General features: G+C 62.2%; 12 protein-coding genes and 1 pseudogene. 4 read left to right on the forward strand and 9 right to left on the reverse strand.

Features of this window, described 5'->3' with window-relative positions; all coding sequences use genetic code 11:
• Window positions 1-6 precede the first annotated feature (6 nt).
• Window positions 7-1,335, forward strand: a complete 1,329-nt coding sequence (locus LGH83_RS13180) for a bifunctional folylpolyglutamate synthase/dihydrofolate synthase (RefSeq protein WP_227399066.1) — start codon at window positions 7-9, stop codon at window positions 1,333-1,335.
• A 6-nt stretch (window positions 1,336-1,341) separates the two neighbouring features.
• On the opposite strand, the gene LGH83_RS13185 is transcribed toward LGH83_RS13180, so the two are convergent.
• Window positions 1,342-1,971 carry a Maf family protein gene (locus tag LGH83_RS13185; protein ID WP_227399067.1) on the reverse strand — a complete coding sequence of 210 codons (630 nt, stop codon included), beginning with the start codon at window positions 1,969-1,971 and terminating at the stop codon, window positions 1,342-1,344.
• The gene (locus tag LGH83_RS13190) at window positions 1,968-2,804 is read right to left on the reverse strand and encodes a pyruvate, water dikinase regulatory protein (RefSeq protein ID WP_131113990.1); all 837 of its coding nucleotides are present in this window, start codon (window positions 2,802-2,804) and stop codon (window positions 1,968-1,970) included. The genes LGH83_RS13185 and LGH83_RS13190 overlap by 4 nt, the downstream gene beginning before the upstream one ends.
• Window positions 2,805-3,245: 441 nt before the next feature.
• Between LGH83_RS13190 and hemE the strand changes: the two genes are divergently transcribed.
• From hemE to LGH83_RS13205, 3 genes are all read left to right on the forward strand, one after another.
• Window positions 3,246-4,307 carry a uroporphyrinogen decarboxylase gene (gene hemE / locus LGH83_RS13195; protein WP_227399068.1) on the forward strand — a complete coding sequence of 354 codons (1,062 nt, stop codon included), beginning with the start codon at window positions 3,246-3,248 and terminating at the stop codon, window positions 4,305-4,307.
• A 154-nt stretch (window positions 4,308-4,461) separates the two neighbouring features.
• The gene (gene hemJ / locus LGH83_RS13200) at window positions 4,462-4,884 is read left to right on the forward strand and encodes a protoporphyrinogen oxidase HemJ (RefSeq protein ID WP_227399069.1); all 423 of its coding nucleotides are present in this window, start codon (window positions 4,462-4,464) and stop codon (window positions 4,882-4,884) included.
• A 176-nt stretch (window positions 4,885-5,060) separates the two neighbouring features.
• Window positions 5,061-5,978 carry a lysylphosphatidylglycerol synthase transmembrane domain-containing protein gene (locus LGH83_RS13205; RefSeq protein WP_227401839.1) on the forward strand — a complete coding sequence of 306 codons (918 nt, stop codon included), beginning with the start codon at window positions 5,061-5,063 and terminating at the stop codon, window positions 5,976-5,978.
• A gap of 65 nt (window positions 5,979-6,043) precedes the next feature.
• On the opposite strand, the gene LGH83_RS13210 is transcribed toward LGH83_RS13205, so the two are convergent.
• From LGH83_RS13210 to LGH83_RS19975, 7 genes and pseudogenes are all read right to left on the reverse strand, one after another.
• A complete protein-coding gene (locus LGH83_RS13210) occupies window positions 6,044-7,219 on the reverse strand; it encodes a pyridoxal phosphate-dependent aminotransferase (protein ID WP_227401840.1) in 1,176 nt (391 codons plus the stop codon).
• 228 nt (window positions 7,220-7,447) lie between these two features.
• Window positions 7,448-7,879: pseudogene (gene mscL / locus LGH83_RS13215) on the reverse strand (large conductance mechanosensitive channel protein MscL); the annotation flags it as partial.
• A gap of 256 nt (window positions 7,880-8,135) precedes the next feature.
• The gene (locus LGH83_RS13220) at window positions 8,136-9,581 is read right to left on the reverse strand and encodes a porin (RefSeq protein ID WP_227399070.1); all 1,446 of its coding nucleotides are present in this window, start codon (window positions 9,579-9,581) and stop codon (window positions 8,136-8,138) included.
• Window positions 9,582-10,330: 749 nt separating this feature from the next.
• Window positions 10,331-11,182, reverse strand: a complete 852-nt coding sequence (locus LGH83_RS13225; protein ID WP_413771154.1) for a tetratricopeptide repeat protein — start codon at window positions 11,180-11,182, stop codon at window positions 10,331-10,333.
• Between the two features lie 251 nt (window positions 11,183-11,433).
• Window positions 11,434-11,673, reverse strand: coding sequence for a 30S ribosomal protein S21 (gene rpsU / locus LGH83_RS13230; protein WP_131113985.1), 240 nt, complete (start codon window positions 11,671-11,673; stop codon window positions 11,434-11,436).
• Window positions 11,674-11,857: 184 nt separating this feature from the next.
• Complete coding sequence (locus LGH83_RS13235) at window positions 11,858-12,490, reverse strand: LysE family translocator (protein ID WP_227399071.1); 633 nt, start codon at window positions 12,488-12,490, stop codon at window positions 11,858-11,860.
• Window positions 12,491-12,812: 322 nt separating this feature from the next.
• On the reverse strand, window positions 12,813-12,941 hold the full coding sequence (locus LGH83_RS19975; RefSeq protein WP_264478943.1) for a hypothetical protein: 129 nt from the start codon (window positions 12,939-12,941) through the stop codon (window positions 12,813-12,815).
• Between the last annotated feature and the right edge of the window lie 25 nt (window positions 12,942-12,966).

Below are 12,966 nucleotides of genomic sequence, written 5' to 3' on the forward strand. Positions count from 1 at the left end.
GCTGCGATGATACCACCGGACGAGACCCTGGACACGATCCTGTCCAGGTTGCCGCTTCTGCACCCCAAGAAGATCGATCTGTCGCTTGGCCGTATCGAACGCCTGCTTGCAGAACTGGGCCACCCGGAACGGCGTCTTCCGCCCGTCATCCATGTGGCCGGGACGAACGGCAAAGGCTCGACCGTCGCGTTCATGCGCGCCATGCTGGAAGCGGCGGGCCGCGTCGTCCATGTCTATACCTCGCCGCATCTCGTTCGGTTCAACGAGCGTATCCGCCTTGGCGGAGTCGGTGGCGGGGTCCTCATCACGGATGAGGAACTTGCGAGCGTTCTGGCCCAGTGCGAACGCGTCAACGCTGGCCAGTCGATCAGTTTTTTCGAAATCCTGACCGCTGCGGCCATCGAGCTCTTCTCCCGCCATCCCGCCGATATCCTGCTGCTTGAGGTCGGTCTCGGCGGTCGCTATGACGCCACCAACGTAATCGCCCAGCCGGTCGCGACCGTCATCACGCCGGTGTCGATCGACCATCCGGAATTTCTCGGCACGACGATCGAGCGGATCGCGTTCGAAAAAGCCGGAATATTGAAAGCGGGTTCTCCGGCCATCATCGCGGCCCAGAGCGCCGACGCGATCGCGGTGCTGCAACGCGAAGCCGACCGCTTACGCATCACGCCGCAGATCGGCGGCCAGGATTTCGCCACGCGCGAGGAACGCGGCCGCTTCGTCTTCGAGGACGAGAGAGGTCTGCTCGATCTGCCACTGCCGCGCCTTCCCGGACGCCATCAACAGATTAATGCGGGCGCCGCCATCGCGACGATGCGGGTGCTTGATCCCGATTTTCCGATCGCGGCGATCGAAACCGGACTTGGCACCGCCGACTGGCCGGCGCGGCTGCAGCGACTGTCGCGCGGCCCCGTCGTCGAGGCGCTCGGCGATGTCGCCGAGGTCTGGCTCGACGGGGGCCATAATGCGGATGGTGGGCGCGTGCTCGCCGAAGCCATGGCCGAATTGGAGGAGAGAGCCGGCCGCCCGCTCGTCATCGTCTGCGGCATGCTGTCGACCAAAGACGCGCAAGCCTTTCTGACACCGTTCAACGGCTTGGCCCAGGAGGTTTTGACCGTGCCGGTGGGCGGCGATCACGACGGCCGGACCGCAACCGAACTCGCCGATATCGCTGTGGCGGCTGGCCTCCGCGCCAGTGCCTTCGAGACGATCCTGGCGGCGCTCCACGCCATCTCGGCTCGGGTGTGGCCGATGTCACCCCGCGTGTTGATCACCGGATCGCTCTATCTCGCCGGGGAAGTGCTGACCCTCAACGCGTCACCACCGGTCTAACACCGCTTATCCGTCGAGAACACCGCACTGGCGCAATGCCGCGAGCAAGGGCAGCAACGGCAGGCCGAGAATCGTCGATTGATCGCCTTCGATCCGCTCGAAAAGATGGATGCCGAGCCCTTCGAGCTTGTAGCCGCCGACACTCTCCGCGACGGCCTCTCCCATGGCGTCGACATAAAGCGCAATGAAGGCGGGTGAAAGTGGCCGCATCGTCAGGCGGGCGCTCCAGACCGCTTCGGCCACCACGGATCCATCGCGCACAAGCGCAAAAGCTGAATTTAAATCATGGGTCCGTCCAGCCAGCGCCGCGATCTGATGGCGCGCCGCCTCGGTCGTGGCCGGCTTGTGCAACCCATGTCCATCGAGCGACAGCGTCTGATCCGCGCCGAGCACGAGCGCACCGGGAGCCACGACCGCCAACGCCTTGGCCCGCGCCAGGGCCGTCGCGGTCCTCCGCGCGTCGACACCTCCACCAGGCAGATGGTCATCCATTTGGCGCTCGAGGGCACGCTCGTCGATCAAGGCGGGGCGAACCACGACCGGAATGCCGGCGCTTTCAAGAAGCAGGCGCCGCGTCGGGCTGGCCGAGGCGAGGACCAGCGGCGCACCGTGCCAAAGCGAGTGAGGCTGGGTCATGCCTGGGCGATGAATTTCATGCGGTGAACCTTGTGCAGATCGATGATGGCGGCGGCTGTTTCCTCAATCGACCGCCGGGTGACGTCGATGGTCGGCCAACCGTTCTGAGCGAAGATCCGTCGCGATTGCGCGATTTCCTCGGCGACCGAAATCCGATCCACATAGGGCGTTTCAGCCTCCGCCCGAAGTGACAGAAGCCGGTTCTGACGGATCTGCACGATGCGCTCGGGCGACGCCAGCAGCCCGACCACGAGAGGATTTTTGAGCTCGAACACCACGGGAGGCAATGGCACGTTGGGCACGAGCGGAATATTGGCGGTCTTGATGCCGCGGTTGGCCAGATAGATACTGGTGGGTGTCTTGGAGGTTCGGCTGACGCCGAGCAGCAGCACGTCGGCTTGTTCAAGCCCTTCGGAGATCTGTCCATCGTCGTGCATCATGGTGAAATTGAGCGCGTCGATCCGCTTGAAATAATCCGCGTTGAGAACGTGCTGCGCGCCAGGCCGCGGCGAGGTCGCGGCCCGGCCGAGATAGGATTGGAAGACGTCGACGATCGGTTGCAGCACGGACAGGCAGGGTGAACCCGATTCGTGACAGGCTTCCTCGAGGCGGCTGATCAATTCCGGGTCGACCAGCGTGAACAAGACGATGCCCGGCGCCGCCTCGATATCGGTGATGACGCGTTCGAGTTGAGCGCGAGTCCGCAGGAGCGGATAGATATGCTCGATCGAGGACACGTCTTGATATTGCGCCGCGACGGCGCGGCTCGCCGCGATCAAAGTTTCGCCGGTCGAATCCGAGACCAGATGCAGATGGAAATAGCTGCGTGTCACACCTTTGTCTCCACCTCGGCGATCGATCTCACACTGGCTCTGCGGAACGATACCGCGGCCTGCCCGCTGGACTTATCCCGGCGTCATCAGGCGGTCTGTGGATAGTAGGGTCCAGCGCCGACGAGGGATAGGAATTCTCCCGGCTTCTCCCGAGTTTCAGGCGGTTTGGTCCACACGGCCGAGCCTGTGGATACAGCCTGGCCTCGGACCCAAGCTTGACGGAATAGTGGGGATTGGGTTTTTGCTGTCCACACGCCGAGGTCGTCCGATGTGGCGCAAGACGTTAAGGAATTCTTAAATTCTCCACAGACCGACGACGCGTTATCGCGGCGGCCTATGTCTCGCCACAAGCGTTGACGAAATGTGAACGAAACGGGAGGACGGTTACGCCTCCCCCTAGAAGAAGACTCAGAAGAAGAGTCTAAGGGATTCTCTTTTCTTATGTCTCATGTTCAATCCGGCACTCTAACGCGTGGCCCGAGCACCCTGTTCCTCGACACGCTCGATGGATCCGTGGCCGACAAACCGCCGATCTGGCTTATGCGCCAGGCGGGCCGCTATCTTCCCGAATATCGGGAGATGCGCGCGACGGCCCCGTCGTTCCTCGATTTCTGCTACAATCCGAAACTTGCATCAGAAGCCACGTTGCAACCAATCCGCCGCTTTGGCTTCGATGCCGCGATCCTCTTCAGCGACATTCTCGTGATCCCGGACGCGCTCGGTCAGACCGTATCGTTCGAGACCGGGCATGGTCCTCGGCTCGATCCGCTCATCGATGCAGCCGATGTCGATCAGCTGCATGCGGAGATCGACATGAACCGTCTGTCTCCGGTGCTGGAGACCGTCACCCGTGCCAAGGCCATGCTAGGGCCTGCGACCCCGCTGATTGGCTTCTGTGGCGCTCCCTGGACCGTCGCAAGCTATATGATCGCCGGTCGTGGGACCCCCGATCAGGCGCCTGCACGCTTGTTTGCCTATCGGCATCCGGACCTGTTTCAACGCCTCATCGATCGCCTCGTCGATGCCTCGGTGACCTATCTCACCGCGCAGGTCTCAGCCGGGGTCGACGCCATTCAGATTTTCGACAGTTGGGCCGGCGTGCTACCGACACTCGAATATGAACGCTGGTGCCTGCGTCCCGTGCAGACGCTCGTGACCCGGCTTCGTGTTGCTTGCCCCACCATTCGCATCATCGCTTTTCCGCGCGCGACCGGGCGTCAGTTGATCCAAGCCGCGGATGGTCAGGTGAGTGCACTTGGGCTCGACACCAGTGTCGATGTCGAATGGGCGAATCGGGTCATGCCGCATAATCTGACGCTGCAGGGCAACCTCGATCCTCTCGCCCTTGTGGCTGGCGGTGAGGGGCTGGATCATGCGATCACGCGTATTCTGAAAGGCTTCGCCGGACGACCGCACGTGTTCAATCTCGGTCATGGCATTTTGCCCGAAACCCCGATCGCGCATGTCGAGCATCTCGTGGCGCGCGTCCGCGCCGGGTTATAATCCACGATGCCGACCGGCGGCGCGAGCCCTCGCGGGTCGACCAGCGGAGGCCCGACACTTAGGTCGAGCCGAAAAGCTTAGGCGCCTCGGTGGTTCTGCGGTATTGACCGGGCGGCTCTTCGGCCAATCCTCGAATGTCTTCGGGTTGTCGTCAATGTACCTTTGGATCAAGGCTTTGCACGTCATCAGCATGGTGGCCTGGATGGCCGGCATGCTCTATCTCCCGCGCCTCTTCGTCTATCACGTCGAAGCGGGGCCGCGGACCCCGCAGTCCGAGACCTTCAAGATCATGGAGCGCCGGTTGCTGCGCGCCATCATGAACCCGGCCATGATCGCGGTGTGGATCACCGGCCTCTGGCTCGCCTACGAGGGTGGGTGGTTCCGCGACGGCTGGTTGCACGGCAAGATCCTGCTGGTCGTGCTGCTGAGCGGCTGTCATGGCTTTCTGGCGGCGAGTACACGGCGTTTCGCCAACGACGCCAACGTGAAGTCGTCGCGCTACTTCCGCGTCGTCAACGAAATCCCGACCGTGCTGCTGATCGGCATCGTCATTCTGGTGATCGTCAAACCGTTTTGATGCAACGGCATGGCCGCGATGCGTGTCGTGAAGGGATCGGTCTCGATCCATCGCCATCAACCTGTTCCCGCTCTTCGTTCGACGAGATCCCTTTGGTAGACTTCGATCTTCAGCCGCCACCGCCGGTCCAGCCGCCAACCATCGCCCGGTTCACGTGGTCGACGATCGTCTGGCCGATGATCGGCGTTGCGGCGGTCGTCTTCTCCTTATGGCTACTGTTCCGCGAAGTGCGCGGTCTGTCGTTCACCGACGTCGAAGAGTCGATCCTGGCGATCTCGTCGGGCCGCTGGATGCTCGCCGTTCTGTCGACCCTGGTGGCCTATATGGCGCTCGCTTGGTACGATCGGATCGCGCTGTCGCATCTCGGCTTCAAATTGCCTTGGGGCTTCATCTCGGCCGTGTCCTTCACGACCTATGCGCTGTCCCATAACATCGGCATGTCGATGTTCTCCGGCGCCATGGTGCGCTATCGGGCTTACTCGACCAAAGGGTTGACGCTGTCCGAGGTCGGTGTCCTCGTGGCCTTCTGCTCCTTTACCTTCGCGCTTGGCACGGCTCTGCTCGGCGGCCTCGTCTTCGTGATCGAACCGAATATTTTGGCGCGTCTGTTCCATTTGTCGGACACCAGCGTGCGCCTGATCGGCTGCGGGCTGCTGGCGTTCGTGGCGCTTTATGTCATCGGGTCGGCGCTGAATCTGCGACCATTGCAGATCGGGACGTTTAAGCTCGTCTATCCGCGCCTCAACATCACGATGCGCCAACTGATCGCCGGGCCGCTGGAATTGCTCGGTGCCGCCGGCATTATCTATTGTGCCTTGCCGGTGACCGACAATCCGGGGTTTCTGATCATTCTGGGTGTGTTTTTGGCGTCCTTCTCGGCGGCCTTGCTGAGCCACGCGCCGGGCGGCCTCGGCGTTCTCGAACTCGTCTTCGTCACGGCGCTGCCGGACATCGCTAAAGCCGACATCCTGGCCGCCTTGCTGGTATTCCGGCTGCTCTACCTCATCGCGCCGCTGGCCTTCGGCATCATCGCCGTGATCCTGTTCGAGCGCTCGCGGCTCACGAAGGCAACCGACCCAAAAGCCGCGGGCTGAGCCTGTCCCGGGTCACCGACGGATCCGCTTCAAGGCGTCGCTGACGACAATATCATGAGGGTGGCTCAACTCCGGCCCAGCCATGCCACGAAGCGACGAGCGACTTCGGCGATTTCGCTGGGCTGCCGCGCGAAACAGATCCGGACATAAGGGTCTCCGCCCGTCCCAAAAGCGCCTCCTGGCGCCATGCCGAGCCCAGCCTCGTCGACCATGCGAAGCACGAGGCGCCGCATGTCGGTTTCTCCCGTGATCGACGCGAAGAGATAGAACGCGCCTTGTGGCCGCGCGAAGCGAACCCGTCCGGTCGCCGCAAGCGCGTCGCATATGATATCGCGGCTGGTCTTGGCGCGCTCGACCTGCTGACGCAAAAACGCCTCTCCGTTCTCGATCGCCACGATCGCGGCGCGTTGGGTCGGAACCGGGACGCCGGATGTTGAATATTGGACGAGATTTTCGATCAAGGGGCCAAGGGCTTCCGGCGCTTCGAGCCATCCGATCCGCCACCCGGTCATGGTCCAGTTCTTCGACAGGGTCTGAGCGAACAGAATCCGATCGTTCGGCCGCATGATATCGTGGAAGGAGGGTGCCCGCTCGCCGTCATAGACGAAGCGGCCATAGATCTCGTCTGCCACAATCCAAAGATCGTGACGGCGCGCGAGAGCCAGAAGAGCCTCAAGATCGTCGGCCGATGCGATCCAGCCGGTGGGATTTGACGGTGAGTTTATCACGATCGCCGTCGTGCGCGGTGTCACGGCCCGTTCGACATCGTCGATCGACAACGTCCAGCCGAGGGGCTCGCCGCCGAAATGCATTGGAACATCGACCGTCGTGGCTCCAGAGACGCCAACGACGCCGCGAAAATTCGGCCAAGCGGGGGTCGGGACGATGACCTCGTCGCCCACGCCTGCGACGAGCCGTATGGCAAGCTGCAAGGCGTGCATCCCGCCAATGGTGACGAAAAAGCGCTCGGGCCGGAAAGGATCGGCCGACCCCGAGAAGGGGCCACCATAGACCCGCGTCATATAGGCCGCGATCGCGGTGCGGAGTTCCGGAATGCCGCGCTGATAGGTGTAGAAGGTTTCACCAGCTTCGAGCGAACGCGCCGCAGCCTCGCAGATGAAGCTCGGTGTCGGCAGATCGCTCTCGCCCACCCAGAGCGGGATCAAGCCTTGCCGGTTCCGCCCATAATTGAAGACCTCGACGATGCCGCTTTCGGGGCTCAGCAAGGCTTCCGGGCGCAGACCTCGGGTAAAGTCGGTGGGTTGAGCGGCTTCGTTGGCGACAGTCTCGTTGGTTAACGTCTCATCGACGACGGTGTCGCTGGCTCGGGTGTCGCTGCTCAAGGTATGATGTTCCTATCGTCCCGGCGGGATGGCGTCTGGCTGCCCGCGGCTGGGAAGACCGGTAGCCGACAGACCGGCGCCGACGGAGTCGGTCATCGCCTGCGCTGCGCCCGGCCGACGGCCTGCCAGAAGATCGCGAATTTCGGTCAGCAGAACCTCTTCCGGGCTTGGCGGCGGCGGTGGGGCGGCCGTCGCGGGCTCCTCCCGGCGCAAGGTGTTGATGAGGCGGATCAAGATGAAGAGCACCAGCGCCACAATTGCGAAATTCACCACATAGGTGACGAAGCTGCCCCAGGCCAGAATGGCCCCTTGCTTCTGAGCGTCGGCGAGGTTGGTGGCGGTGACCCCATGGCTGAGGGGGAGGAAATAATTCGAGAAGTCGGCACTGCCGAACAGCCCGATGATCGGCATGATGATGTCTTTGACGAAGGAATCGACGATTTTGCCGAAGGCCGCGCCGATGATGACCGCGAAGGCGAGGTCGACGACGTTGCCCTTGAGCGCAAAGTCGCGAAACTGCTTCAATTCTTCACTGAACGACACTTTTGGCCGGATCATCAATGTCTCCTCGGTCTCGGGCGCGGCGGTCGGATGGATGGTAATCGTCTGTCGAGGCCTCGGCGGATGACGCGTGTCAGAACGTCAAAGCACAGAGTGCCGAAGATCGCGGTTCGTCACAAGCGATGAGGGGCGACGCGACACACAAAAAAGCCCGGTCGAAACCGGGCTTCTTGTTCAAGATGTCGCCACCGCAGTGAGACATCCCCTGATGCCAAGACAGGGCCGCCGATGAAGCGGCCATGTACGGTGTGGATCAGAAAGCGCGACGGACGCTGGCGCGGACCCGGTAGTCGTCGGGGTTACGCGGCGAAACGGTCGGGGCGGGATTGTCGAGCAGGGTGGTGAGACCCGTCAGCTGCATGTTGCTGTAGAGAACTTCGGCACCGATCTGGAAATCCTTGACCGGGGTCCAGATCGTGTTGAAGCCAACCTGGAAGATGCGAGCGTTATCGGCACCTGCACCGAGACGTTGAGCCGACTTCGGGTTCTCGATCTTGAGGTAAGCACCGTAGATCGAGCTCGACACTTCCGGGATCCAGTAATGGCGGAAGTTGCCGTAAGCGCCGTAGGCGGTCGACAGAGCGATCGTGCCATCGGGACGGACGAAGGCGTCGTTGACTGGCACGCCGACCGACGTGTTGTTGCTGTAGATGTTCGACAGGCCGTTGAAGTAGTTGTTTGCGTTGGCGTAATCCATCGCGCCGCGCTCGTAGGTGCCCTGCACCGTGAAGCTGTCGCCCTTGGAGATCATCGGCAACAAGACCTTCACGCCGCCCAAGACAGCGAAGCCATCGGCATCTGCGGGCTGGATGACGGTGCCGGCGGGGCCAGCGACCGTCCGAGCCGCGAGCGTTACCGGAAGCGAGGAGACCTGATGATACGCGCCCGACAACTGAGCCGAACCCCATGATCCGTCGTAACGCAGGTTACCGACAAAGTCCGGGATGGTCTCACCCGAATAGGCAAGGTAACCGGCGCGGGTCGCGTTCGGCTGCTGCGTCGTTGCGGTCAGAACGCCATTGACGAGGCCGCCGTTCTGCTGGAAGCCCGAGTCGCCCGTGTTGCGCTCGTTGCGATCTTCCGCCGCGATGGTGGCCGAGAAGCCCTGTCCGAAGGTTGCCGTGTAGGCAAACATCTCGGTCGGCTGGTTGGAGTTGGCGACCGAGTTGGTCAGCAATTCGACGCTCTGGGCATCGAAGTCGAAGAACGACTGGGCGCGACCAGCGGTGAAGCCGGCGAACTGAATGAAGCCCTTGTCGAGAGTCGGAGCCGAGCCCACGACCGGCGAGTTACCCTGGAAGGCGCCTGTGCTGGGGGCCGGTGTGCCAAGACCGACAGCCTTACCACCACCCGTCGTTCCCGACGCGGTCGAGTCGTTGGTGATCCGGAACGAGACGAAGGCCCGGAGGGTGCCGTAAGCCGTCTGCGTCCGCGAGTCGGCGTTGAGATAGCCGCGCGCCCGGAAGCTGGTCAGGTCGCGCTTGTAGACGTTGCCAGCGAGGCTGTACGAGTAAGCGTTGGGGTTGTTGGTCGGGGCGCCGGGACGGAACGTCTCTTCCGCACGCATCTGCCCGCTGATGCGAATGCAGGTGTCGGTACCGGGAACGTAGAAGAAGCCTGCGCCGAAGGCGTCGCAAACCCGCACGTATTCGACGGGAGCAGCTTTCCGGAACGGAAGATCAGCGGCTTGGGCGCCCATGGCGCTCGTCAGTAAAGCTGCCGAAGCAAGCCAGTATACTTTAGAGATTTTCATATTCTTGTTCCAGTCCGAACCGGATGTGGTCGCTAAACGTTGAATTATGGGGCGATTGTAACAGGCTTGTGAAATTCGCTCGACGCGTCGAAGGCAGCGCACCATCCGGTTCACTGAGTCACATTCGAGACACAGTTTCGAATCAGGCTTCGAAAAAATGCCTCTAAGCGCCTCGACCGATTGAGCTTTGTTGGCTGACGCTGTCATGATCAAGACGCGATTTCGCCTCAATGACTTAACCAAAGTTTATGTGGCTGGAACGCAACAATCGGGCGGTCGGTGAGAGCCCATGCTAGACTTGCCGACGCGCGGATCACAGCCGCGCGTTACTTCGACAATTCTGCAGTCAAGGTGGCGCTGAATTCACGGCGAGGCAGAGCTTTTTGCCGGCGAATTGCTGGGTGAGATCATCCGACGGCCGCGTCGAGGGCGTCGCAAAAGCGCTGGGAATGATCGACGCGAGTGTGCGGCATCCGGCAGACGGATCAAGGCGTCATCGACCAAATCGTTGCGTTGCGTCGCGGCAGGCGAGATGAGGGCAGAGGACGATCAGCGTTGAGGTGTCCGCGCGTGGCGCTGCGGCGACCCATCGCACAGGAAGTCGGTCAAGTCAGTTGTCGGTTTGGATGGGTTGGCAGATGGTGGCCGCTGAAGGTGACGAGCCGGCATCTTAGCGACGGCTCGCCGCAAGCGGCTCAGCTGACTCGGGAGAGACCGTCCGACGCCGTCTGGTTCTGCGGATCGATGACCTTGGCGCGCATGTAGGATTCGCGAGCCTTGGTCTTGTTGCCGCTCTTCTCGTAGGCGGTCCCGAGGCTTGCCCACGCTTCCGCATTGCGATTGTCGACGTTGAGGGCGGCGTTGAAATCCTCGATCGCCGAATCGTATTTGCCCGTCACGGTCAGGCTTTGGCCACGCGCGAGATAGGGCGCGCCGGCGAACGGATCGCGATCGATCGCATTATCGAAATCGATAATCGCCAGCGCTTGCTCGCCTTCGCGCTGGTGGATGAGGCCTCGCGCATGGAACGCCTGCGCGCCTTCCGGATTGAGCCGAATCACCTGATTCATGTCGGCCAGGGCCTGCTGCAGGTTGCCTTGTGTCCGCAGCAGATTACCGCGGCCGAGATAAGCCGGCGCGTGATTCGGATTGGCCTGGATCGCGTGATTGAAGTCGGCCAAAGCGAGATCGTTATGATTGGTCTGGCGTTCGGCCAAGGCTCGGTTCGTGTAAGCGGCCGCATTGTTCTGATCGAGCTGGATCGCCTTGGTGAAATCGGCAATCGCATTCGAGAAATCCGCGATACGCGCATAGGCGGAGCCGCGAGTGTTATAGGCTTCCGAATCATTCGGGTTGCGCGAAATGACGTCGCTAAGGGACGCGATATTGACCGAACTTTCCTGGGTCGGCGCCGTGACCTCAGCCACCCCGCGACCAGCGGATCCGATCGAGCCGACCGTTTCACAGCCCGCAAGCCCGAGAGCCGCAGTCGAGAGCAGCATCAGAGACAGGGCGCGACATGTCGAAAGACGCACATTGCTCCCCATCGAGCCTGGAGCGATCCGGCTTCGCTCCGCGACCATCTCGACTGGACCATTCGTCATGCAACCGCTCATGTCTGGATATCGCTCGTAATCGTGATGGTCAGGAGACCCACCTGACGTCAATCAGGCCCGAATCGCTCTGCAAGAAGGCAAGATTTGGGCCCGACATCGTTAACAAAGCGTAGCCGGTCACATGAAGGAGCGGCGTTGCATCGGAGACACGGCGATCGAGGCCGAAGGCCTCGAGGATGAGCTTAGCGAGCGCCGGGGACCGGCTTCGGCTTCATCGGCAACAAGCCTTCGCGCTGCAACTTCTTCCGAGCGAGCTTGCGAGCGCGACGAACGGCCTCAGCCTTCTCACGAGCACGCTTCTCGGACGGCTTCTCGTAATGGCCGCGCAACTTCATTTCGCGAAAAATGCCTTCGCGCTGCATCTTCTTCTTCAGCGCCTTCAGGGCCTGGTCGACATTGTTGTCGCGAACGAGAACTTGCAAGCGTTTATCCTGTCGGGTGAAACGACGTCATCAGCGATGCGCGTCGATCGGTTGGTGAAATACGGAAAACCGGGCGCGCGCAGGGCCGCTCCGGTACGTCAAGGTCCGATATCAGAAGAGGGTCCGCCTGTCCACAGCCGTGCGGCGGTTTCCCATCGACAGCCGATGGTGCTCGGGCCTGAGGTCACGCACGGGACGCGAAGCTGCGCCCCGCGTCGGCGATCGATTTTGCTCCGAAAGCGATGAAGATGACGCCCACGCTTCGGGTGATAATGCCGCGATGAGCCGAGAAGAGCCGGCGCACCATCGGCAATCCGGCCCAGAAGACGATGAGGATATCGGCCAGGATGAAGCCGACGAGGGCCGCGCCGAGAAGCGGCGGTGCGTCGACCCAGCCGAGGTGGCCGGCGAACGGCAGTGCGATCGCGGTGAACATCGCGGTCGAGACCGGATAGGCCTTGGGGTTCGTCAGGCCGAACATCACGCCGGTCATCAACGGTCGGCTGGCGCCAATCGAGGTGGGTGGCGCATCTTTGCGGGTCATCACGGCCTTAATGCCGAGATAGACGAGATAGAGGCCGCAGAAGAGGCCGAGCGCGTCGAACAGCACAGGCCCCAGCTGATTGGCTCCGATGATCGCCGTCAAGGCGAGGGCGCCCCATGTCACGTCGCCGACGAGGTGGCCGATGACGAAGCGCGCCGCTGCCTGCCGTCCCTGCGTCGCCGCCAAAGCGAAGACGGCCAAGAACGCGGGGCCCGGCGAGATCACATAGGCGAAGCCGGCCACGATGGTTGCGAGGAGGAGAGCGAGCGACATGAAGATCCTCAGGATCGGCAGGATGGTGCCACGGTTCGCTCGACCATGAGCCCACGCCACGCGTGCGTCGGCTGTCTCGCGGAAGGGGCGGGTGCTAAGGAGATCTTCGTGCATGACGACCGGGGTGTCGAGTGTTGCCTGTCGCGTTCTAGCGGTCGTCTTCGCGTCGCGAAGTTGCGGGTGAAGGCGGTTTCACCGTCAACGCCGGTGAGCGTTGACGCGTCTGCTGCAAAACGGCCGTTAAAACCCTGCAGGTCTCGACCCGTCTCCGGCCGACGATCGATTCGTAACGGCTTGAGCATGATCCGGCAATCAATGCCGATCAAAACGGGAGATTGAGCATGAAGACGTTTTTTGCCGTGGTGGCCGTGGCCTGCAGCTTGGCGTCGTTCGCCCCAGCCATGGAAAGTGCACAGGCCGCAACGACGGTGACAACAACCCGCACCGTCACCCATCATCGTCCGATGCGACCGGCC

The organism is Lichenihabitans sp. PAMC28606 (genome assembly GCF_020616535.1).
GTDB lineage: Bacteria > Pseudomonadota > Alphaproteobacteria > Rhizobiales > Beijerinckiaceae > Lichenihabitans > Lichenihabitans psoromatis.

Bases quoted from the DNA above. Each gene is read 5' to 3' on its own strand.
- LGH83_RS13180 (WP_227399066.1), top strand. From the start codon at position 7: ATGATACCACCGGACGAGACCCTGGACACGATCCTGTCCAGGTTGCCG.
- LGH83_RS13185 (WP_227399067.1), bottom strand. From the start codon at position 1,971: ATGACCCAGCCTCACTCGCTTTGGCACGGTGCGCCGCTGGTCCTCGCC.
- hemE (WP_227399068.1), top strand. From the start codon at position 3,246: ATGTCTCATGTTCAATCCGGCACTCTAACGCGTGGCCCGAGCACCCTG.
- hemJ (WP_227399069.1), top strand. From the start codon at position 4,462: ATGTACCTTTGGATCAAGGCTTTGCACGTCATCAGCATGGTGGCCTGG.
- LGH83_RS13205 (WP_227401839.1), top strand. From the start codon at position 5,061: ATGATCGGCGTTGCGGCGGTCGTCTTCTCCTTATGGCTACTGTTCCGC.
- LGH83_RS13220 (WP_227399070.1), bottom strand. From the start codon at position 9,581: ATGGGCGCCCAAGCCGCTGATCTTCCGTTCCGGAAAGCTGCTCCCGTC.
- LGH83_RS13225 (WP_413771154.1), bottom strand. From the start codon at position 11,182: ATGGGGAGCAATGTGCGTCTTTCGACATGTCGCGCCCTGTCTCTGATG.
- LGH83_RS13235 (WP_227399071.1), bottom strand. From the start codon at position 12,490: ATGTCGCTCGCTCTCCTCCTCGCAACCATCGTGGCCGGCTTCGCCTAT.